This is a genomic window from Sorangium sp. So ce834, from assembly GCF_051521425.1.
Classification (GTDB): Bacteria; Myxococcota_A; Polyangia; order Polyangiales; family Polyangiaceae; genus Sorangium; species Sorangium cellulosum_D.
Map to the genome: position 1 here is coordinate 4621206 of NZ_CP150351.1, position 23808 is coordinate 4645013.

Consider the following 23808-nt stretch of genomic DNA (forward strand, 5'->3'; position numbering starts at 1 on the left):
GACGAGGCTAGCCGTGGCACGCCCGCACGAACCCGCAGCGCAGCCTGCGGCACGCCTCGATCGGGACGCCGTCGAAGCGGCCCTCCGCCGCCGCCTCGGAGAAGCGCTCGGCGAGCCGGGCGAGCTCGCGCTCGAACCGCGCGTGCTCCTCGTCGGCGATCGCCCCCATCGGGCCCGACCCCTTGAGCCACACGGGCTCCACCTCGGCGCCGAGGAACAGCACGCCAGCGCGGACCGGGCGATCCGGATGGCGCCTCCGCAATGCGAGCGCGTACGCCCGCAGGCGGAGCTCGTAGGGCGCGAGATCCGCCCGGGGTCGCGCGCGCTTGACCTCGATGACGTCGACCAGCCCGCCCGGATGCAAGACCACCAGATCGATCGCGAGCGACAGCGCGAGCCGCGCCCCGCGCCGCTCTCCGGCGCCCTGGGGCTCGACGTCGAGCACGAGCGCCTCCTCCCGCAGGAGCGCCGCCTCCTCGGCGCGCGCCTGCCGCGCGTAGGGCCCGCCCAGGAAGCGGGCGATGCCCTCGGCGGTGCGCAGCGCGTCCGGGCCGTGGGGCGCGAGCCCCTCGAAGGCGAGCCGCGCGACCACGTCCGCGGTCTCGGTCGGCTCTCCCCAGCGCGCGCGCGGCCAGCGCTGGAGCACCCGGTGCGCGGCGCGGCCGGGCGGGCGAGGATCCGCGCCGTCCTCGAGCTCGACGCGCTCCTCGCCCGGCAGCTCCGGCGGGCCCTCGACGTCGAACAGGCCGAGCTGGCCCTCGCCGGCGGGCTCGCCGATCCCGAGGAGGTGCCGCAGCCGGAAGCGGCGCGCGCACCCCTGGAACGCCGCGAGCGAGGCGGCCGCGATCAGCACGGTCCGCGCCCGCGCAGGCTCCGCGGCCGGCGCGGCCCGGGGGACCGGCGCGGCGCGCGCGTACGCGTCGGTGCCGGGCGCAGGCGGCCTGGCCTCCGCGAGGAGCGAGCGAGCCTCGAGCGTCGCGCCGATCGCGCCGGCGAGCGGCGCGGCGTCCTCGGCGCTCGGCCCCTTCAGCGTGAGCCACGCCGAGCCGCTCCGCGGCTTGGCCGAAGTGCCGACGAGCACCAGCTCGCGCTTGGCGCGGGTGATCGCGACGTACGTGAGCCGCTGCCGCTCGGCCCGCTCCCGCGCCCGCACCTCGGCGCGCGCCGCCTGGAGCGCGGGCGTGCTGAGGGGCAACAGCGGGCCGTGCGCCGACGCCTCGACGTCGTAGAGCGCGCCGAGCCGCGACGTCCGGTCGATGCGCCGCGCGTGATGGCGCACGAGCAGCGCGGCGGGGCGATCCCCCGCGGCGGGGACGTAGCTCAGGCCGGGCTGATCCGCGCGGGGCTCCGCGTTGAGATCCAGGAGCACCACGGCCGGGAAATCCAGCCCCTTGCTGGCGTGGATCGTCGTGAGCCGCACGGCGTCGTCTTCGGGCGAGAAGACGGCGGCCTCGGGCTCGTCCGCCTCGTCGCGGATCCGGCGATCGAGCCAGCGGACGAAGCTCGCGAGCGAGCCGCCCCGGCGGCGAGCGATCGAGATCAGCCGGTCGACGTTGCCGAGCCGGGCCTGGGCGCGGGGGAGCGCGGCGAGGACGCGGTCGAGATCGAAGGCGGAGATCGCGGCGCGGATCGCCTCGCCGGGCGTCGAGCGGAGCGCCGCGCCGCGCAGGCCGGCGAAGCGGGCGCGGAACGCCTCGAGCCGCTCGCGATCTGCCGTGGAGAGCCGCGCGAGCGCGGGGAGGGCGCGCGCGCCGCCGGGCCCCTCGTCCTCCGGCCCCGCCGCCCGGCCCCCCGGCGCCAGCGCGGCGCTCGACCAGCGGCCGAGCAGCGGGACGGTGAGCCCGCGGCCCGGCGGCGCGAGGACCGCGAGCGCCGTGTCGGAGAGCGCCACCACCGGGCCGCGGAGGACCGTCGCGAGCGCCAGGAGGTCGCGCGGATCGAGCAGCAGGCGGAGGATCGCGGCCACGTCGCGCACCTCCGGCGCATCGAAGAGCGCCCGGCCCGCCACCACGTACGGGATCTCGAGCCGCGCGAGGGCGAGCTCGACCAGCGGGATGGTGCTCCGACGCCGGGCGAGCACGGCGACGTCGCGGAAGCGAAGATCGCCGCCGGCGCCCTCCGCCGCTCCACCACCTGCGGCGGCGCCGCGGACGCGCCGGGCGATGTATGCGGCCGCGATCAGCGCCTCGCGCAGCTGCCGCTGCGCGTCCCGCACGAGGGCGTCGACCCCGTCCGGGGGGCTGCCGTCGTCGTCGATGAGCACGACCTGCGTCGGGCCGCGTACGGCCCCGCCCGGCGCCGCGACGAGGTGCTCCGCCGCGCTGTAGGCGATCTCGAAGTCGCGCGGCGCGCCCGCCCCGCCGTCGCGCGCCCCGGCGGCGCGATCCTGGGCGAAATCGCGCGCCGAGAACGCGTTGATGAACGCGAGCAGCTCGGGCGTCGACCGGCGGCTCTCGCGGAGCGCGACGAAATCGGCGCTCGGCTCGGCCGACCACAGCGAGGACGAGAGCTCGAGCGCGCGGCCCGCGGCGGCGCCCGCGAGCTCCGCGCAGACGCGGCAGAAGATCGACACGTCGGCCCCGCGGAACCCGTAGATCGACTGCTTGCGATCGCCGACCAGGAACAGCCCGTGGCCCCACAGGCCGGCCGCCGTCGGGGCGACGCCGGCCGGGCGCGCCAGCGCCGCGTCGTCCCGCTCGCGCAGGAGGTACACGAGATCGCGCTGCACCGCGCTCGTGTCCTGGAACTCGTCGACGAGCAGCACGTCGACCGACCCGCGGACCGCCTCGCCGATCGCCGGGTCGTCGCGCAGGCCGTCGCGGGCGGCGCGCAGCAGGTCCCCGAACCCGAGGCCGCCCTCGGTGCGGCGGATGGCCGCGAGCCGCTCGCGGATCTCCTCCAGCAGCTCGACGATCTGCGCCTCGCGGCGCGACAGCGCCGGCGCCTCGCGGAGGAAGCCGAGCAGCTGCAGCGCCTTGTCGCGGTTCGTCTCGCCCGGCAGCGCCTCCCGGAAGGCGAGCAGCGCCTCGTCCGCCGGCGTGCACTTGCTCTTGTGCGGCCTGCGCTGCGTGAGCAGCTCGATCAGCGGGGCGCTCGCCGCGCTCGCGGGGAACGGCGCGCCGTCGCCCTCGCGGCCGAGCGCCGCGGCGAGCGTCGCCGCCGGCTCGCGGAACGCCGCGCTCCCGAGCGCGGCGCTCTCGGCCGCCAGGCGGCGCAGCTCCCGCGCGAGCGCGCGGGCCTCGGCGGCGTGGTCGGACATCGCGAGCCGGCGCGGCGCGAGGCCGTCCTCGTCGAGCCGGTCGAGCAGCCGCGTGACCTCGCTCCGCGCGCCCTCCACGCCGCCCGTCGCGGCGACGAGCGCGCGCGCGGCCTCGGCGCGCTCGCCCCCCTCCGCGAACGCTCGGCTCAGCGCCTCGTCGACCGCGAGGTCGCTCAGCGCCTGCGCCTCCTCCTCGTCGAGGATCCGGGCGGAGGGCGAGAGCCCCATCGCGATCGCGTGCCGGTCGACGATCTGCTTGGCGACGCCGTGGAGCGTGTCGATGCGCGCCGCCGGGAGGCGGGCGAGCGCGTCCTCCGCGCGCTTGCGCAGCTCGGAGAGCGGCAGCGCCGCGCCGCCGCCCGCGCCGGGCGGACCGGCGACGGCCGCCTGCCGCGCGCGGAGGATGTCGGCGAAGGTGATGCTCGACTCGCCGTCCCAGCGGGCGATCTCCCGGAGCGATCGCTCGATGCGGTGGGCGATCTCGCGCGCCGCCGCGCGCGAGAACGTCGTCGCGACGATGCGGTCCGGCGGCACCGGCGGCGCGGCGGTCGCGGCGTCGGGCTGGCCGACGGAGGTGAGGCCGAGCGTGAGCAGCACGTAGAGCGCCGTGAGGCGGTGGGTCTTGCCGGTGCCGGCGCTCGCGGCGACCACGACGTTGCGGCGGAACGCGTAGATGAGCGCGTCGCCCTCCGCGAGCTCCGCCTCGTGCGGCGCCGCGCTCACGCGACCTCCTCCGCCGCCTCGTCCGTCGGCACGACCGCGGGGCGCCGGCACACGTCGCGCGCGTCGCAGCGCGCGCACATCGTCGCCATCATCGGCCGCGGCGCGGCCTTGCCCTCCCAGAGCGCGACGACCGCAGCCCGCGCCGCGCGCGCGGCCTCGGCCCAGCCCTCGGCGAGCGCGCGCTGCTCGTCGACCTTGCCCGGCCACAGCTCGATGAGCCCGCGCTGGCGCACGCCGATGTAGACGGCGCGCACCTCCTCTGCGCCCAGCGCGCGCGCCGCGATGGCGCTGTACAGCGGCAGCTGGAGCGCCCGCCGCCGCTCCTTCGCGTCGGGGAGCTTGCCGGTCTTGTAGTCGACGACCCGCACCACGCGCTGATCGGTCGACCGATCGATCCGGTCGATCTGGCCGTCGACCCACAGGCTCGGCGCGCCCGCCGCGCCCTCCGCGTCGTCGTCCGACGGCGGAAGCTCGAGCGGCTGCCAGGGGGGCGGCTCCCCCGCGCCGAAGCGCCGCTCGGCCAGGAAGAAGCGGAGCTCCGGCGACGACTCCTCGCCGTCGACGGCGCGCACCACGACCTCCATCACGTCCGCGATCGCCTTCTCGACCGCCTCGCGGCGGAGCGGCGCCATGGGCGTCGACACGCCGAGCGCCGCCTCGGCCGCCGCGCGCGCGGCCGCGAGCTGCTCGGCCGGATCGCGGTCCGGGCCGAGCTCGCGCAGCGCCTCGAACGACGCCTGCAGCGCGCGGTGGATCAGCGTGCCGCGCTCCCGCGCGTCGGCCGACTCCGCGAGGTCCTCCGCGCGGCGCACCTGCAGCACGCGGCGCGCGAACGCCGCGAACGCGCAGCCCACGGCGCGCTCGATGTGGGTGACCGCGATCGGCCGGTCCGGGTGCGCCCCGCCGATCGCCGCCCGGAGCTGCGCGGCCAGCGCGGGATCCTCGTCGAGCAGGACCCGCCCCGTGTAGCGATCGATCGGCGCCCGCGGATCCAGGAAGAAGTCCGCGCGGGCGCGCTCGATCCGGACCCGCTCCGCGATGTCCGGCGCCGGCCGCCCGCCGCCCGCGAGGGCGATGAGCTCCGCGTCGCGCGGCCCGAGCGCCGCCGCGTCCGGCGCCACGCGCGAGGCGGGCTCCATCCGCTCGGGAGCGCCCGCCGCGACGGCCGCCGCGAAGACCGGGTGCGGCTCGTTCGGCTCGCTGTCGTCCCCGCGCGTGAAGCAGACGGCGACGCTGCGCGCGCCGGCGAGCGCCCAGCCGAGCTCCGCGCGCTGGGCCGCCTGGCGCTCGCGCCCCGACGCGGGGCGGCTCGGCGCCGGCAGCCTCGCGCGGAGCGCCTCGCCGAGCAGGGTCTCGTCCGCCCCGGGGCTGCCGCCGTAGGCGCGCGCGTCGAGCCCGGTCACCACCACCACGTCGTGATCGAGCGCCGCGAGTCCGGCGGCGACGTCGACGCGCACCGCGCCGGCGCGGCCCGCGTCGCCGCGCGGCCCGGCGCCCTGCTCGGCGGCGGCCCGCTCGAGCTCCGCGTAGACCTCCGCCGCGCTGGCGGGGCGGTCCTCGCAGCCGAGATCGCGCGCTGCCCGCGCGAGCGCCTCGGCCTGCTCGCGGATCGCGCGCGCGGCCCGCGCGCCCTGGCCCATCGCGCCCAGCGCCTCGAGCGCGATCGCGCCGCCGCTCCGCCGCTCCCCGCGCAGCGCCGCGCGGAGCTCGTCGACGCCGGGCTCCCCGAAGCTCAGCTTGTCGAGGAGCGACGCGAAGCGCCGCACGATCTCGGGCCGCGTCGTCGCCTCGCCGATCCAGCGGGCGCTGGCGAGCAGCCGCTCGAGCGCGTGCGGCATCCACGCCTCGTCGTCGTCGCCGTGCGCGTCGCCCGCGCGGCGCAGCGTCTCCAGGCCCAGATCGAGCTCCGCCTCCTCGATCCGCGCGTCGCGCCCCGCGACCCGCGGCGGCCCCGCGCGGCGGTCTGCGCGGCGGGCGGCCACGACCGAGATGAGGCTCTCGATGAGCAGCCGGCCCGTGCGATCCACCTCGACCGGCACGTCGCGCAGCCGGTGGGCGAGGTCGGCCGAGCGCTTCTCTGCCTCGGCGGCGGACGCGCGGTCCACCCAGGCGCCGGCGTGGACCCCGGGCGCGCGGAGGATCTCGATCGCCTGCTCCCGGCGCACCGGGCCCACGGCGAGGCGGAGGATCGCGAGCGCGACGCGCCCGTCGGGGCAGCCCGCCGCGGCGCGGCCGCGCGGCTCGGAGAAGCGGACGCCCGCGTCGGCCAGCGCGGCCCGGAGCGGCTCGAGCGCGGCGTCGTCGAGCGCGGGCACGACGACGGCGATCCGCTCGGGCGGCACCCCGCGCCCGAGCGCGGCGGCCACCTCGGCGGCGGCGGCGCGCGCCTCGCCCTCCGCGGTCTTCGCGGCGATCGCTGCGAGCGGCTCCACCTCCCGGTCGGGCACCCACGCGATCTCCGGCGCGTCGTCGAGCGAGGCCCAGCGCCGCTCCAGGACGTCGGCGACCGCCGCCGCGCCGTCGCCCTGCAGCGCGGGCAGCTCGACCGTCACGCCCGCGCCGCCGGAGGCGCGGACGGCGGCGTGGAGCGCCTCGACCCAGGCGAGATCGTCGGGCTCCCAGGCGACGGCGCCGCGGATCGTGACCCTGCGCGGCAGCGGCAGCGCGCCCGCCGCGCCCGCGGACCGGAGCGCCCGGCCGAGCAGGAACCCTGCGCCGCGCGGGTCCACGAGGCGCGCCGCCCGCAGGGCAGCGTCCGCCCGCTCGAGGACCTCGGCGATGGCGACCGCGTACCCGGTGCCGAGCGCCCGCAGGTCTGCCGGGGACGTCCCGGCGCGCCGGAAGCTCCCGAGGGCGCGGTCCAGGGCGAGCGCGAGCGCGACGCGCGCGGCGGGCTCGGCCGGCTGCCTGAGCCGGTCCGGCGGAAGCGCGTCGAGGGCGAGCCGGGTGGCCAGGCGGGTCGCCTGCGGGCTCGCGACGGCGACGTCCGGCGCCAGCAGGGCGAGCGCCTCGGACACGAAGCTCCACCGCGAGCGCACCTCCTGGCCTGCGGCGCGCGGGTCGAGCGCGGCCAGCTCGCGCTCGACGTGCCGCTCGGTCGGGACGATGAGGAGCGACGTCCTGATCACCGCCGCGAGACGGCCAGGTGCCGCTCCTGGGAGGCGCAGGCGCCCGGCGCGGCAGGACGCTGGGAGGGCGCCGGTGCGCGTGGATGCTCGTCCGGCAAGGGATACCTCACCGCAGAGCCTTTACTTCATGCATCCGTCCCCTCGCAACCTCCGCCGGGCGCGTGGGTTGTTGAAAAACTCCAGCGGAATGTGGGAATTCTTGTGGGAAGATCGGAAGGCGTGTTGAAAAGCCGGTTGAGAGCCGCGGGCGGTCCGGGCGGCGATCGCCTGCAATCCTGCGGAATTGCAAGCGGCCGGGCGGCAAGAGGGCACGCCCGGGGCGCTCTCCGGTTATCAACAGGCTCAGCGGTCCGCGGCGGCGCACCGGCGCGACAGCGCTTCACGATGTGCGTCGCGAGCGATCTCGACAGCGGCTGAGGGGAAGGCTTGCTGGGGCGCTCTGTCGGGAGACGCCAACCGATGGAGAGGATAGCTACCGGCGCGCCATGTCGTTGTGGCGACGCACGCTGTCGCCCTCGGCCGGCGGCATCTCGGACGCGACCTCGGACGGCGCCGGCGCCGCCTTCGTGCGGCTCTGCTCGCTGGCTTGTGCGGCCGGATCGGCGCCGCCCGTCGCGGTCGCTGGCGCGCTCGGGGTGGCGCTGTCCGGTGCGCCGGGGACGGCGGCGGCGGTGGTGCTCGCCCGCGCGCTGGCGGGCGCCTCGGCCTGCGCGCGATTCTTGACGGCGGTCACCGCCTTGTCGGCCGCCCGGGCGAGCTGTGTGGTGACGGCCGCGGGCGGGAAGGGGAGCTTCGGGTCCACGAAGAGCTCGAGCTTCAGGATCGTGTGGTGCTCGTCGACCGCGCGGAGCCGCCACCGGGCGCGGAAATCGGCGACATTGCCGCGCTTGTGGCGCCCGGAGATCACCTCGTCGGCGCCGTCCTTCGTGGGCGGCGACATGTCGGCGACGGTCCAGATGTGCGCGGCGCCGTTCAGGATCGGCACCTGGAGATAGACCTCGCTCGTGCCCTTGCGCTTCGCGAGCACGCGGCTCTGGTCAAAGGAGGTGATGAACGACTTGTAGCTACCGTAGGAGGTGACGATCTTCCGGACGGCCGGCAGGGGCGCCTTGATGAGGATCGCCGCGCCCCCGGTGTCGATCGTGGAGGCCGGCCCGGTGGTCTTCAGCGTGTACCGGAGCGCTTTGCCGAGCGACGCGAGCTTCTCGGACTCGGCGTCGGCGGCGCGGGCCGCGCGTGGCGAGAGCGAGAGGGCGAGGACGGCGAGCGAGAAGGCGATCAGGGACAGGGACCACCACTTCTTCATGGACTCTCCTGTGCGATCAGCGTCCGTCGGCGTGTGGCTACCGGCCACGTCGCGGGCGTGCGCCTCGGGCGGCGAGAGCGCGGCCGCTCGATAGATGTAACTCGCTGAGCGGGCAGCCGCACCCCTGCACGCTACAGAAAATGTGCTGTCTTCGGCGGAGGTCGGAATTCAGCGATCGGCGTCGGAGCGCTTCGCGGTCGCGCCGCGCTGCGCGACGCCGCCGCTGTCCTCGGCGGTCTTCGCGCCTTGTCCGGCGACATCGGCGTCGGGCTCGGAGGACGCCGCGGGCGGCCGCAGAGGCCGCTCGCCAGCGTCGTCTTCGAGCGGGGCCATCTTGCACGACCCGTCGAATTGCACGCCGCGATCGATGAAGATGGCGGGCGCGTGCAGCGCGCCGGTCACCTTGGAGGGCGCGTAGAGCTCGATGGCGTCGCGGGCGCGGATGCTCGCCTGGACCTCGCCGCCGGTGACGATGCAGGTGACCACGTGGATCTCTCCGATCACGAGCGCCCCCTCGCCGATGACGAGCACGTCTTCGCCGCGGATCTCGCCGCGGAAGCTGCCGTCGATGCGCACGCGGCCCTCGAAGAAGAGCTTGCCCTCGAAGTGCGTGCCGCGGCCCAGGAGGGCGTTGATCTCGGTGGGCCGGTGGCCCCCTGCGTCGTCGCCGCGGGGGCCTCCGGGGGATCGCGACGAGAGGGGCGAGTCCCTGTCGCCCGGGAAGGACATCGGGTCCATGGCTCGTTGGCTTACTTCAGCCATCGTCACATTCGCAACGGCGGCGCGCGTCAGCGCGGTAACGCGCGCGCGGCGGTGGCCATAAATTGTTAATTATTTCGCATACTTATTGGCGAATTGCGGCGGGGTACGTTTTCTGCAAAGAGCGCGGCTCGAGCAGGGTTCCCGGCGCGTTGGGTCCGGGGGGCGTGCGGAGCGCGGGCGGACGTCTGGCCGAGCGCGCGGTGGAGCGTGAGGGTCGGAAGCGACCAGGAGAGGGAGTGCAGATGACGTTCCGTTCGTTGCTTGTGGCTGCCGGTGTCCTGGGCAGCATCTCGGTGGCGTCCGCGCAAACGCCGCCCGAGCCGCCGAAAGCTCCGCCAGCCGATCCGGCTCCGCCCGCCGGGCAAGCTCAGCCGACCGCTCCCGTGCCGGCTGCCCCGGAAGCGTCCGCGCCCGCTCCCGGTACCCCTGCCGCTCCCACCGCTCCTGCCGCGCCCGGTGCCGCTGCCGCGCCCGGCGCACCCGCTGCTGCCCCTTCCGTTGCTGCTCAGCCCGCGGAGCCGACGCCTCCGGCAGAGCCGCCGCCTCCGGCGGAGCCGCCGTCGCCCGCGCAGACGCCGGGACCGGAGCCAGGGCCGATCACGTCGCCCGCGGTGCGGTGGAGCCAGGGCACCGCAGCCGACGCCGTGCTCGAGGAGGAAGAGGAGACGACCCTGCGCTGGCGCGGGTCGACGTTCACCTGGAACCAGGGCGGCAGCACGACCCTGTTCGGCGTCGGCGGGGAGTACATCCCGGCCGACCAGGTCTACGGCTGGGACTTCACCTTCCGGCCGAACTTCTACGTGCTCGACCGGCCGAAGGACAAGGTGTCGGTGTCCGCCGAGATCGGCTGGGTCACCGAGCTCACGAACAGCGACGTCACGACGACCTACCGGGAGCCGCAGTTCAAGGACATCGCGCTCAACGGCCGGTACAGCCGCGAGCTCTGGGAGAGCGGCGGCGCGGACCGCGGCGAGTACAAGACCGACGCCGCCATGCGGCTGCGCCTGATCCTGCCGACCTCCCCGACGAGCTGGAACTCCGGCAAGTATTTCACCGTATCGGTCGGCCCGCAGCTCATCCAGAAGATCAAGATCCTCGGCGCGAAGGCCGACGGGCTCAACCACGTGACGGCGACGCTCGGCGTGAGCTACTCCCACCTGTTCTCGGATTCGTACACGCCGGTGAGGGAGGGCCTCGGGCGACAGCGGATGACCCCGAGCGGCGAGGTGGCGCCCGACGACCAGCTGACCGGCACGTCGCTGGCGACGGATCGTCTGGCCACGAGCCTCCAAGTCGACCTGCCGCTCTACCAGGACCTCTCCCTGGGGACGAGCTTCGCCCTGCTCAGCGACTTCAAGCACGAGTTCGAGAGGGGATGCGCCGAGACGTCGACCGGCTGCGCCCCCTACGAGGGCTCTCAAGGGCCCACGTACGTGCCCCAGACGGCCTTCGACGTCAGCCTGAACTACCCGATCTTCGAGGTCGTCGACCTCACGCTCGGGTACAACAACACGAACCTCCAGCTCGGCCTCGACGGCAAGCGGAGGAGCTTCTTCTACAGCCCCCCAGCGCAGTTCTACCTCGACATCACCGCCAACCTCGACGTCATCTACTCGAAGGTGACCGGCCGCGGGAAGAAGGTCGAAGCGCCGGGCACCGCCAGCGCCGCGAGCCGCCTCCAGCTGTAGCCCCGCGCGTCACGCGCGCCCGCGGCTCTCGCCGGTGGTCAGCCCGCCGGCGATGAGGTGCGCGGCGCGCAGCGGCTCGGGGAGGTGGCCGTGCACGGACAGCCGCGCGAGCAGCGCGCTCGTGTCCTCCGGCGAGATCCCGGCGCGCTGCACGTACACGCCCCCGACGGGCTCCATCGGCCCGGCGCGCTCGATGAGCGCCCACTTGCGGCGCCCGCCCCGCACGCGCGAGAGCAGCGCGTCGCGGATCGCGTCGAGGTTCGGGAGGCGCCGCGCCACCACCACGACCGGGAGGGCGAGGGCGTCGCGCAGCGCCGCGATGTCGACCACGTTGAACCCCGCCACCGCGATGCCCTGGAGCAGGACCACCTGCGCCTGCGCATAGAAGCGGGAGCCGCGGATCATCGCGGCGATCGCCGGGGTGGCGTTCCGCCCGTCGCGGCGGGCGCGGGTGGAGAGCACCCCCTCGAGGCGCAGCCCCGCGAAGACGGCCCCGACCACCGGCACGTCGCCGCGGTGATCGCGGGCGAACGGCGCGTCGTCGACGCCGATGACGTGGGAGAGGCGGGCGACGCGGGGCGGCACGCGCCGAGCTTAACGCGCTGCCGTCTTTTCCGGGCCAGGCGCACGTGCTGTACTTGGTAGCGTGCGACCTCCCCGGCATCTCTCGCTGAGCCTCTCGCTGGCCCTCGGCCTCGCCTCGCCGCTCGCCCTCGCGCAGGGCGCGCCCGCCGCCCCGGCCGCCCCGAAGGCCGCGCCGGCGCCCGCGAACGCCGCCGCCCCGCAGAAGGCGGCGGCCGGCAGCCCGCGCGGCCAGAGCGCCGGCGCGGCGCAGCCCGTCCGGCAGCGCGCCGCCCGCGCGCGCAAGCCGAAGCCGAAGGGCGCGCAGGCCGATCTCACCGGGCGGCCGGTCGCCACCTTCCCCGGCTTCCGGATGCTCCCGACCGGGGGCTCGCGCGTGTTCGTGCAGATCCACGGCGGCAAGGTCGACGTCGCCGAGTCGAAGGCCGCGGGGCGCCTCGTCTACCGGATGAAGGGGGCGGGGGCGATCCAGACGAACCGCTTCCCGCTCGTCACCTCGTTCTTCGCGACCCCGGTGACCCAGGTGCAGCTCGTCGACCAGGGCAACGATCTCGACATGGTGATCGAGCTGCGCGCGCAGGCCGACGCGACCTACCGCGTGATCGAGACCGATCAGGGGATGGTGCTCCAGGTCGACTTCCCCGCGTTCATCCCCGCGCAGAGCGCTGCGGCCCAGTCCGGGGAGACGCGGCAGCGCGCGGTCCGCCGCACGATCTCGCGAGAATCCGAGCAGGGCGACGGGAGCTCGGACGAGCTCTAGCGCTCTGCCGGCCTACCCCGGCGTGGCGACCGCCTCCGGCCGCGCCTTCTCACCGCGCGGGCCCGCGTCCGGCGCCGGGACCTCCTCGCTCAGCGCGGCGGCCGCGAGCGTGACGAGGACCATCCACAGCGCGTCGGCGAGCAGGAGGTGGACGAGCTGCATCCACACCGGCGCGAGCAGGAGCAGGTTGACGACCCCGGCGACGATCTGCAGCAGCACGAGCCCTCCGGTCGCCGCGGAGAGCCGCTCGACCAGCGGCGAGGGGCGCCGGGCCGCGATCGCGCCGCGGGCGTAGAGCAGGTAGACGCTCACGACCGCCGCCACGACCGGGTGCAGGACGCGCAGCGACACCAGGAAGTGCGCCGCGGGCGAGAAGTCCTGCGCGAAGCCCTCGCGGAGCGAGCCCGCAGCGAAGAGGGTGTCGCCGAGCGCCGCGATCGCCCCGGTCACGCCGACCGTGAGGACGCCCGCGAGCGCGGCGGCGAGCAGCGCGCCCGTCGCGCCCTGGCCGCGCAGGCGCACCCGCCGGCCGCCGCGCGCCCAGTAGAGCGTGCACGTCATGGCGCCCACGAGCAGGAACGTGTTGATGAGGTGCACCGCCATCCAGAGCGCGCGGGCCGCCGACGCGTCGTGGGCGACGTACTCGAGCAGGACGATGCCGGCGCCGACCGCCGCCTCGGTCACCATGAACAGCATCGACGCCGCCGCGCCGCCGCGCACCGGGTGCCCCGCCGGATAGGCGACCAGGGCCCAGACGAGCTGCAGGGCCACGAGCAGGAAGGCGACGCCCGAGGTGGCGCGGTGCGTGAACTCGATGAAGGTCGCCGCGCTCGGAGAGCGGGGGAAGACGTCGCCGTTGCACGTCGGCCAGTGGCTGCCGCAGCCGGCCCCCGAGCCGGTCGCGCGCACGAACGCGCCCCACAGGATCACGCCGAGCGTGAAGGCCAGCGCGAGCGCCGCGAGCTTCCAGAACCGCGCCTGATTCATGCGGGGTCCTTACCGCGAAACCAGCGCGACGGCAGCCCGCGCGCGAGCGGGAACGCGCGCGCGACCCCTGCGGCGGCCGGCGCCGCGCCGGCGACCGGCCCGCGCGACCGGCGGCGCGCGGGCTTCCGCTGTCGTGCGATCTCGTTGCGCCCGGCCCCGCCCGAAGGGAGGATGTGCCCGTGCCGAACAGCGAGGACATCCGAGGCGCGCCGCTCTCTGTGCCGGCCGAGCTCCTGAGCAGCCGACCGGCGAGGATCGTGGTGGCCGACGACGACCGCCTCGCGCGCCAGATGCTGGTGAGCATCCTCCACAAGGCCGGCTTCCAGGTCGAGGCGGTCGACGACGGTCAGGAGGCGATCGAGCTCATCGGGCGCGGCGGGGTCGACCTCGCGCTCCTCGACATCGTGATGCCCCGGCTCACCGGCCTCGAGGCGTGCCGGCTGCTGAAGAGCATGACCGCCGAGTCGTTCCTCCCCGTCGTCCTCGTCACGGTGAAGGCCGACACGGCGAGCCGGGTCGAGGGGCTCAAGATCGGCGCCGACGACTACGTGTGCAAGCCGTTCGAGGAGGAGGAGCTCCTCGCGCGCGTCGGGGCGATGCTCCGGATCAAGCGGCTGCACGACCACGTCGCGGCGCAGCGCGCGTACCTGGAGCAGCTCTCCATCCACGACGAGATGACGGGGCTCTACAACTACCGCTACCTCTTCACGCGGCTCAACGAGGAGTTCAAGCGCGCGGAGCGCTATCACGAGCCGTTCGCCTGCGTGCTCGTCGACATCGATCGGCTGAAGGCGATGAACGAGATCGGCGGGCGCACGCTCGGCGACGCGGTGATCCGGCGCGTGGCCGACGGGATCCGCCGCTCGGTCCGGGAGGTCGACGTGGTCGCGCGCTACGGCGGCGAGGAGTTCCTCATCGTCCTGCCGAGCACGCACTTCGCCGGCTCGCTGACCGTGGCCGAGCGGATCTGGCGCGAGGCGTCCGGCAACCCGGTCGAGTTCGGCGGCGCCTCGCGGCCCTGCAGCGTGTCGATCGGCGTCTCGCTCTACCCCTCGCGCGACGTCCGCTCCAAGGACGCGCTGATCCGCGCCGCGGAGAGCGCGCTCCACCAGGCGAAGCGCGAGGGCGGCAACCGGATCTGCGTCTTCCAGCAGCACGGCCAGATCTACACGCCGACGGGGAGCGCCGAGCCGCCGCCCCCGCCGCCCCCGCCGCCGCCCAAGCTCCGGAAGTCCAGCGATCCCGCCTTCGCCGCGGCACAGGACGAGCCGAGGGAGCCGCAGACGCGCAGGGGCACCGATCTCCCCCCTCGCAAGCCGCTCTAGTCCCGCCCCGCCGCTCCGCCTCGTGAACGCTCGAGCTCGCGCCCGCATCCTCCTCGTCGACGACGAGCCGTCCCAGCGCCGCAACCTCGCGCGCGCGCTCGTGCGCGACTTCGACGTCCTCACCGCGGAGGACGGCCCCGCGGCGCTCGGGCTGCTCGCGACCACCCGCGTCGAGGCGGTGCTGCTCGACCTCGCCATGCCGCGCATGAGCGGCGCCGAGGTGCTCGAGCAGATCAAGGCGGCGCACCCCGACGTCGAGGTCGTGGTGATGGCCGGCCACGCCGAGCTCGACGCCGCGGTCGCGGCCGTGCGCGCCGGCGCGTACGCCTTCGTGACGAAGCCGGTCGAGCCCGAGGCCGCGCTCTCGATCGCCGTCGAGCGCGCGATCGAGCGCCGGCGGCTCGAAGCCCGCGCGCGGGCCCTCGAGGAGCGCGTCGGCGAGCACGAGCAGCTCGGCGAGGTGATCGCGAGCTCCGCCGCGATGCAGGACGCCTACCGGAGGGCGCTCGGCGTGGCGTCCGTGGCCGCGCCCCTCCTGCTCGTGGGCGAGCGCGGCACGGGCAAGGAGCTCGTCGCGCGCGCCGTCCACCGGCGCGGGCCGCGCGCCGGTCGGCGGTTCGTCGCGGTCGACTGCAGCGCGCTCCCGGCGCCGCGCGCCGAGGAGGAGCTCTTCGGCGAGGGCCGCGGCGCCTCGCCGGACGGGGGCGTCGGCGGGGGCCTGATCGACGCCGCGGACGGGGGCACGCTCTTCCTCGACGAGGTCTCGGCGCTGCCGCTCGCGGCCCAGGCCAGGCTGCTGCGGGTCCTCACGCACGGCGAGGTCGCCGGGGCGGGGGCCGCCGGGGCGGCGGGCGAGCCGCGCCGGGCCGACGTCCGCGTCATCGCGTCGACGTGCGCCGACCTGAGGGCGCGCGCCGCCGCCGGCGAGTTCCGGGAGGACCTCCTCTACCGCCTCGGCGTCATCGTCATCGAGCTGCCGCCGCTCCGCCGGCGCCGGGAGGACATCGCGCTGCTCGCGAGCCACTTCCTGCAGCGGTGCGCGCGCCGGCACGGGCGCGGCGTCGCGCGGATCGGCCCCGAGGCGGCGCGCCTGCTGCGCGAGCACGCCTGGCCGGGCAACGTCGGCGAGCTCGAGAGCGCGATCGAGCACGCCGTCCTCTCCGCGCGCGGTGACGCGATCCTGCCCGTGGATCTGCCGCCCGCGGTGTCGGGGCGCGCCGGGCCGGATCGGCGCCCTCCGAGGGACGCGCTCGTCCTGCCCGCGCAGCTCTGCGAGCTCCCGTACGCGGAGGCCAAGGAGCGCGCCATCGAGGCGTTCGATCGGATCTACATCGGGCGCTTGCTGCAGCGCACCGGCAACAACCTCAGCGAGGCGGCGCGGCAGGCGGGCATGGATCGCTCGAATTTCCGGAGGCTCAAGAAAAAGGTCGCGTCGCGAGGGGACGAGGCGGCGGTGGGGGACGCGGCAGGGGAGGGGGAAGGCCCGGGGGAGGGAGACGGCGCCGGGGAGGGGGAAGGCCCGGAGGAGGGGGAAGGCCCGGGGGAGGGAGACGTGGACGGCGCGGAGGCGGCGGCGCCGCCGCGCAGGGGCGGCGCGGCCTGACCGCGCGGCGGCAGAGCGCGCCGCGCAAGCGCGTGGCCGGCTCGTGCTACGTTGCGCCGAAAATGGCCCGACGCGCTGCACGAGGTGCTCTTGTCGCCGCCGCCGTTTCCCTCGCGGTTCGGCTCGCCCCGCTCCCCGTCGCCGCTGCCGACACCGGCGGCGCTCCCCGGCGGCAGGCGGCGGTGGTCCTCGATCTCCCGCGCGTGCTGGCGCTCGCCGACCGCAACCACCCTCACGTCCTCGCCGCCCGCGCGAAGCTGAGCCAGGTCCGCGCGCAGCTCGACGAGGCCCACTACGCCCCGTTCTCGCAGTTCAAGCTGACCGGCGGCGTCGCGCTCGCGCCGACCGTCCGCGGCAACAACATCTTCAGCCCGAACACCGACGTCTCGCTCACCTCGAGCCTCGGGGTCGCCTGGCGCGCGAACATCGACGGGGTGGTGCCGCTCTGGACCTTCGGGAAGATCACGAGCCTCTGGGACGCCGCCGAGGCGAACGTCCGCGTGAACCAGGCGAGCGTGGAGAAGGAGCGGGACGCGGTGCGGCTCGACGTCCGCAAGGCCTACTTCGGCCTCCAGCTCGCGCGCGACTCGCGGAGCCTGCTCACCGACGTGCGGACCGAGATGGACAAGGCGCTCCGGCGCCTGGAGGAGCAGGTCGAGCGCGAGGAGGGCGATCCGATCGAGCTGCTCAAGCTGCAGACCTTCGGGGCCGAGCTCGAGGCGCGCGGGGCCGAGGTCGAGAAGTACATCTCGGTCGCGCTGGCCGGGCTGCGCTTCTACACGGGCGTCCCGGAGCTCGACATCCCCGACGTCCCGATCCGCCCGCCGAAGCACCGGCTCGGGCACGTCAGCCGTTACCTGACCGCGGCGCGCCTGTACCGGCCGGAGCTCGCGCAGGCGCGCGCGGGCCTCGACGCGAGGTCCGCGCAGGTGCGGCTCGCGCGCGCGCAGCTGTTCCCCGACATCGGCATCGGGCTGCAGGCCGGCGTGAGCGCCGCGCCCGAGGTCGCAGATCAGCTGAACCCGTTCACCAGCGACCCCGGCAACTACTTCCACTACGGCGCCGCGCTCGTGCTGCAGTGGAAGCTCGACCTGCTCCCCCAATCAGCGCGCATCCGCTTCGCCGAGGCGCAGCTCGAGGAGATGGCCGCGACGCAGCGCTTCGCCATGGGCGGGGTCGCGACCGAGGTCGAGACCGCCTACGCCGAGGTCGTGGAGGCCCAGAAGCGCCTCGACGCCTACACGAAGGCGGCCAAGTACGGGAAGCGCTGGCTCGTGATGGTCCAGCAAGGAATCGACGTCGGGACGATGGCGGAGAAGGACTTGATTGATCCAGCCAAGGCGTACGCCACGAACCGCTTCAGCCAGCTGAACGCGACGATGGAGCTCGACATGGCGATGTCGCGCCTCGCGAAAGCGACCGGCTGGGACGCGATCGCTCCGGACGGCACGTGACCGAGGGGGCGGCCGCGCTGAGCGCGTGGGCTGCCTCGCCGGCGCCCCGCCGCCCCCGTCCGACCTTCACCGCGGCTTGAACGTGACCGTCCTTGGCACTACGGTGGCGCGCCAGCACATGGGAGCCAACGACGAGCGGGCGCCGCGCAGGGGGGCTTTGGCAGCGAGCGGGGATGCGGCGGGGCCCCGCGTGGGCGGCGCGTCGGGCGCCTCCAGCATCGCGTTCTCGGTCCTGCTCGCCGCGTCGGCCCTCGCCATCATCGGGACGCTCCATTTCGTCGCCTACGTCGTGCCGACGGAGGCCTCGATGGGGGTCGTGCAGAAGATCTTCTACTTCCACGCCCCGGCCGGCTACGCGATGTACCTCGGCGCCACCGCCTGCTTCATCGGCTCGGCCGGTTACCTCGCGCGCGGCACGCAGTGGTGGGACTCGCTGGCGAAGGCCGGCGCGCAGGTCGCCGTGGCGATGGGGCTGATCGTCCTCATCACCGGCCCGCTGTGGGCCGCCAAGGCGTGGGGCGTGTACTGGACGTGGGACCCGCGCCTGACGACCTCGCTCCTCAGCGTCCTTATCTACATCGCCTATGTCGTGCTCCGCGCCTTCACGGGCGACAGCGACGCCGAGCGCAAGTTCGCCGCGGCCCTCGGCGTCCTCGGCGCGGCCAACCTGCCGATCATCCATTATTCGGTGAAGATGTGGGGCGGCAACCACCCCACGGTCATCACGGGCAAGGGCGGTGGCCTCGGGCACCCCGACATGAAGCTGGCGCTCGGCTTCGGCTTCCTCTCGTTCACCCTGCTCTCCCTCGCGCTCCTGTGGGCGCGCCTCCGCGTCGATCTCGCGTCCGCGCGGCTCGCGGAGATCGAGCAAGAGGCCCTCGAAGTCGGTATCGGAGAGGACTGACAACGTGAAATCCCTTCATTCCTTGTTCTCCCACGCGGCCCTGCAGCAACCGACGGGCACGGCCACGGACGACCGAGCGCAGGCGTTCCGCCCCGTGCAGGGCGGGAACGAGATGCAGAGCGGCGAGAAGCTGCTCGTCGAGGCCTACGCCGCGATCTGGCTCATCATCTTCGGGCTGGTCTTCCTCTCCTGGCGCCGGCAGAAGCAGATCGACCGGCGCATCGACGCGCTCGAGGCCGCCGTGCGGAAGGCGCGGGCGGGCGAGGGCCAGGGGACGAGCTGATGCCGAACCTCGGGGAGATGACCCCGCAGCACGCGCTCTACATCCCCGTGGTGCTGATGCTGGGGCTGATCATCGGCTATATCCTGGGCAGCCGCGCCGTGCGCGCCGAGCTCGAGCGACGCAAGCGCAGAATGAAGGAGTGAGCCGGGGGCGCGAGCCCTCGTCCCCGTTGCCGGCGGGCTCGGCGAGCGCCGTCCCTGCCGTACTAGCCGGAGGTCACGTGGTCGATTTCTCTGTGAGCGAAGAGCACAAGGCTCTCATCGATACGGCGCGTCGCTTCACGAAGGAGCGCATCACCCCGATCGCGGCCGACTGCGATCAGAAGTCGTACTTCCCGATGGACGTCTTCGTGGAGGGCTGGAACATCGGCCTGGTCAACCCGACCTGTCCGGCCGAGTACGGCGGCCCGGGGATGGGCGAGATCGAGAACGCCCTCCTCGCCGAGGAGCTCTCGTACGGGTGTACCGGCATCCAGACGAGCTTCCTCGCGAACGGGCTCGCGCTCACGCCGATCAAGCTCGCGGGCAGCGAGGAGCAGAAGAAGAAGTACCTCGGCATGCTCACCGCCGAGCCGATCATGGCGAGCTACTGCACGAGCGAGCCGGACGCGGGCAGCGACGTCGCGGGGCTCAAGACCCGCTTCACGAAGCACGGGGACGACTACGTGCTCAACGGGCAGAAGTGCTGGATCACGAACGCGAGCTACGCGCGCTACTACGTGATCTTCGCGACCTCGAACCCGGAGCTCCGGCACAAGGGGATCGCGGCGTTCATCGTCGATCGGGACACGCCCGGCCTCCGCGTCGGCAAGAAGGAGGACAAGCTCGGCCAGCGGGCGAGCGACACGGCGCAGGTGTTCCTCGAGGACGTGAAGGTGCCGAAGCAGAACCTCCTCGCGGCGGAGGGGCACGGCTTCAAGCTCGCGATGGAGACCTTCAACCAGACCCGCCCCGACATCGGCGCGGCCGCGACGGGCCTGATGCGGCGCTGCCTCGACGAGTGCGTGGCCTACGCCAAGGAGCGCAAGACGTTCGGCCAGCCGATCGGCAACCACCAGCTGATCCAGTGGATGCTCGCGGAGATGGCGATCCGCGTCGAGGGGACGCGCCTGCTCTACCAGAAGGCCGCGTGGAACCTCGATCACGGGGTGCGCGACCCCATCGTCTCGAGCTTCGCGAAGGCCTACGGCGCCGACAGCGCCATGCAGACCGCCGTGGACGCCGTCCAGGTGTTCGGCGGCAACGGCTACGTCAAGGAGTACCCCGTCGAGAAGATGATGCGCGACGCGAAGGTCCTCCAGATCTACGAAGGCACGAGCCAGATCCAGCGCATCGTCATCGCGCGCCAGCTCCTGTCGTAGCGCGCGGCGCGTCGCGGGGCCGGCAGGGCGCCGGGGGAGCGGTCGCCTCTTCCGGCGTCCCGCCCTTCGCCGGCCCGCGATGCCCTCGACGGCGCCCGCCTCCGCTCCGGCCCGCCGCGAGGGCGGACGGCGTCAGGTGTGCGGGTGCCAGATCAGCGTCAGCTCGGGGCCCAGCGTGAGGGCCAGGCCCTCGGCGGGGATCATCACGCGGCGCACCTTCTGGCCCGCGTACCTCGTCCCGTTCGTCGAGCAGAGATCGAGGGCCATGACCTCGGTGCCGTCGCGCAGGAGCAGCAGGTGGGTCCGCGAGATGTGGGTGCTCAGGACGGCGCGCAGCCCGCGATCCAGGCAGTTGTCCGCGCGCCCGAGCAGCACGCCGTCGTCGAGCGCCTGCTCTGGCAGCTCGACCGCGGCGCTGCGCTCGCTCGACTGCAGCGTGAGCCGCACGTACCCGGTCTTCGCCCGCGGCGCGACCATCTCCTCGATGTGCGAGACGGGCCGCACCGACGTGATGTGCGAGATCTCCCCGCGGGCGAAGCGGTGGCTGGTCGTGATGCCCTCGGTCGGCGCCGGGGGCACGGCGCCGTCAACGGGCTTCTCCGAGACGCTCTCGAGCCCGCGCGGCGGCTCGCTCATCCCGCACGAGCTCACCTGCATCACCCGCGACGAGGCGCGCGGCCCGACCGGGAGCCCGCCCACCACGTGCTTGCCGATGCGCACGAGCAGCGGGCCGCTGACCACGATCGAGCGCCGCGGCACGTCGTCGTCCACGAAGAACGGGATCGAGGTCTGCAGATCCATGAGCCGCAGGCCGAAGCCGCCGTCGGGCAGGTTGCAGCACGTGGCGACCAGGTGCCGCACGCACACGTCGTCGCCCGACGCGAACTTCACGTCGCAGCGCGGGTGCGAGCCGAACACGGCGTACGCGCCGGTGTTCGCGGGCATGTCCAGCCACGCGACGTCGCCGCCCGACACCCGGAACAGCCGGTAGCCCTCGATCATCGGCGACTCGGGCGGGTTCAGCGCCATCACCGCCTCGGCGGTGGACAGGGCGCGCCGCATCGTCGCGACGTCGATCCGCGGTTGCACGGTCATCGCGCGCTCCAGGCGACGCGCCCAGCCGCGCGCGGCATCGTTCGCGGCGCCGGCCTGCCAGGCTCGAGCGTGAACGGCGGAATCGCTGAGCGGGCCTGCGGCGGCGCCGCGGCAGGGGCGAGCGTGGTGGATGGCAGACAGCAGCAAGGCCTCATGCGGTCGAGCCGAATCCTACCGGAATTTTTCGTCTGAGGCTCTTTCGCTGCACGTCCTGAATCTGCTGCGGCCGCTGGGCGAGGGGCGAGACGACGGATGTCCGGCTCAGCTCACGCCGACGCTGACCTCCGCAACGAGCTCGCCGCCCCAGCGCCAGAAGGCGACCGAGCGGCTGAACAGGAGGATGACCTCCAGCCCGAGCCCACCGCCGAATTCGAGCCGAAAGCGCCCGACGTCCACCTCGATGAGTTGCATGCCCCCGGAAGACGCGAGAGTCGGGCCAACCGTGGATCCGTGCGCGTTGCACGCTGGTGTGTCCGCCGGGGGCACGGCCTCGCCGGGGCCGGTGCGCAGGGCGTGCCGGGCCGCGTCGGCGTGGCCCCGGCAACGATCGCGCGGCGCGGGGGGCGAGCGCGGACGAGCGCAGGCGAGCGGGCGCGGAGCGACCGCGCGGTCGTCGAGCGCCGCGCGATTTTGACGCCGCCCGCACGGTGTCTATCCTGGTCGCGGTGTCCCGGATCCTCCCGCGCTTCGACTATCGCATCGAGTTCGCCGCATCGACCGATGTCGGCCTCGTCCGCCCGAGCAACGAGGACCGGATCCTCTGTTGCCCCGAGCTCGCCCTCTTCGGCATCGCCGACGGCATGGGCGGCCACGCCGCCGGCGAGGTCGCCGCCCAGATCGCGATCGACACGGTGCGCGACGAGGTGCTCCGCCCGCCCGCGGCCGCCATCCTCGACGCGTACGTGGCCGACCCGAACATCGAGGCGCGGCGCGAGGTGTTCGCGCTGCTCCGCCGCGTGGGCGAGGCGGCGCACGCGGCCATCCTGGAGGCGCGCCGCACCGAGCCGAGCTACCAGGGGATGGGCACGACGCTCGACTTCGTTGTGCTCGCGCACAGCCGGGCGTTCTTCGCCCACGCGGGCGACAGCCGCGCGTACCTCGTCCGCCCGACCACCACCGTCCAGCTCACGCAGGACCACGCCCTCTACGACACGCTCCGCGCGGCCGGCACCCCGACCCCGGCCAGGAAGCCGCAGCGCAACCCGCTCGTGAACGCGATCGGGCTCGCCGGCACCGTCTCGGTCGACACCCTGTTCGTCGATCTCTCGCGCGGCGATCGCATCCTGCTCTGCACCGACGGGGTGCACAACGCGATCGAGAGCGAGGCGTCGCTCTCCCGCTTCTGCGCGAAGGGCGGCCCCAAGGAGGTCGCCGAGGGCCTCCTCAAGCACGCGCGCGAGCGCGGCGGGCTCGACAACGCGAGCGTGATCGTCATCGACATCATGGATCGCTTCGTGAAGCGCGCGGACGACGCCGGTCCGTCCTCGCGCGACCTCTCGGTGCTGTCCGCGTGCCCGCTCCTCGCCGGCATGAGCCCGGCCGCGGTGCTCGGGGCGCTCGCGGCGGGCGTCGAGGTGGAGCTCGGCGCGGGCGATCGCATCCCGCGCGACGTCGCGAGCGATCTGGTCGCCTACCTGGTGCTCGACGGGGCCGTGGATCTGCCCGACGGGCGGCGGATCATCTCGTCCGGCCTGCTCTTCCCGGAGTCGCTCGTCGGCGCGCGGCGCAAGGGCGACCTGCCGGTCGCCGCGGCGCGGACGCGGCTCATCCGGATCCGCAAGGACGATTTCGCCGAGGTGTGCGAGCACGACGCCGAGCTCGCGGCGGCCCTGTACCAGCGGCTCGCGCGGTACCTCGCCCTGGGGACCGGCTGAGCGGCGCCTCCGCGATGCAGCTCTCCCTGCTCCACCTGGACGATCGCGTCGCGGCCTTCGCCAAGCCGTCCGGGCTGCTCGTGCACCGCGGCTGGGGCAGCGCGCCGGTCGTGTTCGTCGATCTCGCCGAGCGGGCGCTCGGCCGGAAGGTGTTCCCGGTCCACCGCCTCGACCGGGCGACGAGCGGCGTGCTGCTCGTCGCGCTCGACGCGGCCGCGGCGGCGCTGCTCGGCGCGCAGTTCGAGCAGGGCCTCGCGCGGAAGCGCTACCTGGCGCTCGTCCGCGGCGTCCCGCCCGAGCGCGGGTGCATCGATCACCCGATCCCGCGGCGCGAGGGGGGCCCGCGCGTCCCGGCCGTCACCGAGTTCGAGCGGCTCCACGCGCTCGAGCGCTACGCCGTGGTCGAGGCGCGCCCGCGCACGGGGCGGCTGCACCAGGTGCGGAGGCACCTCAAGCACATCAGCCACCCGATCATCGGCGACGTGAACTACGGCAAGGGCGAGCACAACCGCCTCTTCCGCGAGCGCTACGCGCTGCACCGCCTCGCGCTGCACGCGGCCGAGCTCGTCGTCGCCCACCCCGAGACGGGCGCCCCGCTGCGCATCGCCGCGCCGCTGCCCGACGACCTGCGAGGGCCGTTCGACCAGCTGGGCGTGCCGGCGTGGATCGGCGCGGCGCCCGCGGCGTGAGCGCGCCCGCGGTCCTCTCTCCGCGG

General features: G+C 74.7%; 19 protein-coding genes. 11 read left to right on the top strand and 8 right to left on the bottom strand.

Annotated features, from left to right (window positions below; genetic code table 11):
- Nucleotides 1-7: 7 nt before the first annotated feature.
- The 4 genes from WMF20_RS16790 to WMF20_RS16805 all read right to left on the bottom strand — a co-directional run bounded on the left by WMF20_RS16790 (nt 8) and on the right by WMF20_RS16805 (nt 9154).
- A complete protein-coding gene (locus tag WMF20_RS16790; RefSeq protein WP_437614839.1) occupies nt 8-3982 on the bottom strand; it encodes a UvrD-helicase domain-containing protein in 3975 nt (1324 codons plus the stop codon).
- Complete coding sequence (locus tag WMF20_RS16795) at nt 3979-7110, bottom strand: PD-(D/E)XK nuclease family protein (protein ID WP_437614841.1); 3132 nt, start codon at nt 7108-7110, stop codon at nt 3979-3981. Before WMF20_RS16795 ends, WMF20_RS16790 begins: the two co-directional genes overlap by 4 nt.
- A 472-nt stretch (nt 7111-7582) precedes the next feature.
- Nucleotides 7583-8416 (bottom strand): SRPBCC family protein, encoded by an 834-nt coding sequence (locus tag WMF20_RS16800; protein WP_437614844.1) that lies wholly within the window; start codon nt 8414-8416, stop codon nt 7583-7585.
- A 168-nt stretch (nt 8417-8584) separates the two neighbouring features.
- A complete protein-coding gene (locus WMF20_RS16805) occupies nt 8585-9154 on the bottom strand; it encodes a bactofilin family protein (RefSeq protein ID WP_437614846.1) in 570 nt (189 codons plus the stop codon).
- Between the two features lie 635 nt (nt 9155-9789).
- On the opposite strand from WMF20_RS16805, the gene WMF20_RS16810 reads away from it, so the two are divergent.
- Nucleotides 9790-10866 (top strand): hypothetical protein, encoded by a 1077-nt coding sequence (locus tag WMF20_RS16810; RefSeq protein ID WP_437614848.1) that lies wholly within the window; start codon nt 9790-9792, stop codon nt 10864-10866.
- A gap of 9 nt (nt 10867-10875) precedes the next feature.
- On the opposite strand, the gene WMF20_RS16815 is transcribed toward WMF20_RS16810, so the two are convergent.
- Nucleotides 10876-11451 (bottom strand): DUF99 family protein, encoded by a 576-nt coding sequence (locus WMF20_RS16815; protein WP_129575326.1) that lies wholly within the window; start codon nt 11449-11451, stop codon nt 10876-10878.
- A 61-nt stretch (nt 11452-11512) separates the two neighbouring features.
- On the opposite strand from WMF20_RS16815, the gene WMF20_RS16820 reads away from it, so the two are divergent.
- On the top strand, nt 11513-12208 hold the full coding sequence (locus tag WMF20_RS16820; protein WP_437614850.1) for a hypothetical protein: 696 nt from the start codon (nt 11513-11515) through the stop codon (nt 12206-12208).
- 12 nt (nt 12209-12220) lie between these two features.
- Here WMF20_RS16820 and WMF20_RS16825 read toward each other — a convergent pair whose 3' ends face one another.
- Nucleotides 12221-13195: a COX15/CtaA family protein gene (locus WMF20_RS16825; protein WP_437614853.1), complete on the bottom strand. Its 975-nt coding sequence runs from the start codon at nt 13193-13195 to the stop codon at nt 12221-12223.
- Between the two features lie 179 nt (nt 13196-13374).
- On the opposite strand from WMF20_RS16825, the gene WMF20_RS16830 reads away from it, so the two are divergent.
- From WMF20_RS16830 to WMF20_RS16860, 7 genes are all read left to right on the top strand, one after another.
- A complete protein-coding gene (locus WMF20_RS16830; RefSeq protein WP_129575329.1) occupies nt 13375-14520 on the top strand; it encodes a diguanylate cyclase in 1146 nt (381 codons plus the stop codon).
- A gap of 22 nt (nt 14521-14542) precedes the next feature.
- On the top strand, nt 14543-16123 hold the full coding sequence (locus WMF20_RS16835; RefSeq protein WP_437614856.1) for a sigma-54-dependent transcriptional regulator: 1581 nt from the start codon (nt 14543-14545) through the stop codon (nt 16121-16123).
- Between the two features lie 62 nt (nt 16124-16185).
- Complete coding sequence (locus WMF20_RS16840; RefSeq protein ID WP_437614858.1) at nt 16186-17577, top strand: TolC family protein; 1392 nt, start codon at nt 16186-16188, stop codon at nt 17575-17577.
- Between the two features lie 118 nt (nt 17578-17695).
- Nucleotides 17696-18481: a cytochrome c biogenesis protein gene (locus WMF20_RS16845; RefSeq protein ID WP_437614860.1), complete on the top strand. Its 786-nt coding sequence runs from the start codon at nt 17696-17698 to the stop codon at nt 18479-18481.
- A 4-nt stretch (nt 18482-18485) separates the two neighbouring features.
- Nucleotides 18486-18764, top strand: a complete 279-nt coding sequence (locus tag WMF20_RS16850) for a CcmD family protein (protein ID WP_437614862.1) — start codon at nt 18486-18488, stop codon at nt 18762-18764.
- On the top strand, nt 18764-18907 hold the full coding sequence (locus WMF20_RS16855) for a hypothetical protein (RefSeq protein ID WP_020735434.1): 144 nt from the start codon (nt 18764-18766) through the stop codon (nt 18905-18907). Before WMF20_RS16850 ends, WMF20_RS16855 begins: the two co-directional genes overlap by 1 nt.
- 77 nt (nt 18908-18984) lie before the next feature.
- Nucleotides 18985-20124: an acyl-CoA dehydrogenase family protein gene (locus tag WMF20_RS16860; RefSeq protein ID WP_437614864.1), complete on the top strand. Its 1140-nt coding sequence runs from the start codon at nt 18985-18987 to the stop codon at nt 20122-20124.
- Nucleotides 20125-20256: 132 nt separating this feature from the next.
- Here WMF20_RS16860 and WMF20_RS16865 read toward each other — a convergent pair whose 3' ends face one another.
- Together WMF20_RS16865 and WMF20_RS16870 are read right to left on the bottom strand one after the other, a co-directional pair.
- A complete protein-coding gene (locus WMF20_RS16865) occupies nt 20257-21219 on the bottom strand; it encodes an FHA domain-containing protein (protein ID WP_437614866.1) in 963 nt (320 codons plus the stop codon).
- Between the two features lie 261 nt (nt 21220-21480).
- Nucleotides 21481-21630, bottom strand: a complete 150-nt coding sequence (locus tag WMF20_RS16870; RefSeq protein WP_020735437.1) for a hypothetical protein — start codon at nt 21628-21630, stop codon at nt 21481-21483.
- Nucleotides 21631-21866: 236 nt separating this feature from the next.
- Here WMF20_RS16870 and WMF20_RS16875 point away from each other — a divergent pair, with 236 nt between their 5' ends.
- The gene (locus tag WMF20_RS16875; RefSeq protein ID WP_129575335.1) at nt 21867-23093 is read left to right on the top strand and encodes a protein phosphatase 2C domain-containing protein; all 1227 of its coding nucleotides are present in this window, start codon (nt 21867-21869) and stop codon (nt 23091-23093) included.
- 14 nt (nt 23094-23107) lie between these two features.
- Complete coding sequence (locus WMF20_RS16880; protein ID WP_437614869.1) at nt 23108-23782, top strand: pseudouridine synthase; 675 nt, start codon at nt 23108-23110, stop codon at nt 23780-23782.
- Nucleotides 23783-23808 lie beyond the last annotated feature (26 nt).

Excerpts from the sequence above, each read along its gene's own strand:
- WMF20_RS16800 (WP_437614844.1), bottom strand. The coding sequence starts at position 8,416 with ATGAAGAAGTGGTGGTCCCTGTCCCTGATCGCCTTCTCGCTCGCCGTC.
- WMF20_RS16805 (WP_437614846.1), bottom strand. The coding sequence starts at position 9,154 with ATGGACCCGATGTCCTTCCCGGGCGACAGGGACTCGCCCCTCTCGTCG.
- WMF20_RS16825 (WP_437614853.1), bottom strand. The coding sequence starts at position 13,195 with ATGAATCAGGCGCGGTTCTGGAAGCTCGCGGCGCTCGCGCTGGCCTTC.
- WMF20_RS16840 (WP_437614858.1), top strand. The coding sequence starts at position 16,186 with ATGGCCCGACGCGCTGCACGAGGTGCTCTTGTCGCCGCCGCCGTTTCC.
- WMF20_RS16845 (WP_437614860.1), top strand. The coding sequence starts at position 17,696 with ATGGGAGCCAACGACGAGCGGGCGCCGCGCAGGGGGGCTTTGGCAGCG.
- WMF20_RS16855 (WP_020735434.1), top strand. The coding sequence starts at position 18,764 with ATGCCGAACCTCGGGGAGATGACCCCGCAGCACGCGCTCTACATCCCC.
- WMF20_RS16865 (WP_437614866.1), bottom strand. The coding sequence starts at position 21,219 with ATGACCGTGCAACCGCGGATCGACGTCGCGACGATGCGGCGCGCCCTG.
- WMF20_RS16870 (WP_020735437.1), bottom strand. The coding sequence starts at position 21,630 with ATGCAACTCATCGAGGTGGACGTCGGGCGCTTTCGGCTCGAATTCGGC.
- WMF20_RS16880 (WP_437614869.1), top strand. The coding sequence starts at position 23,108 with ATGCAGCTCTCCCTGCTCCACCTGGACGATCGCGTCGCGGCCTTCGCC.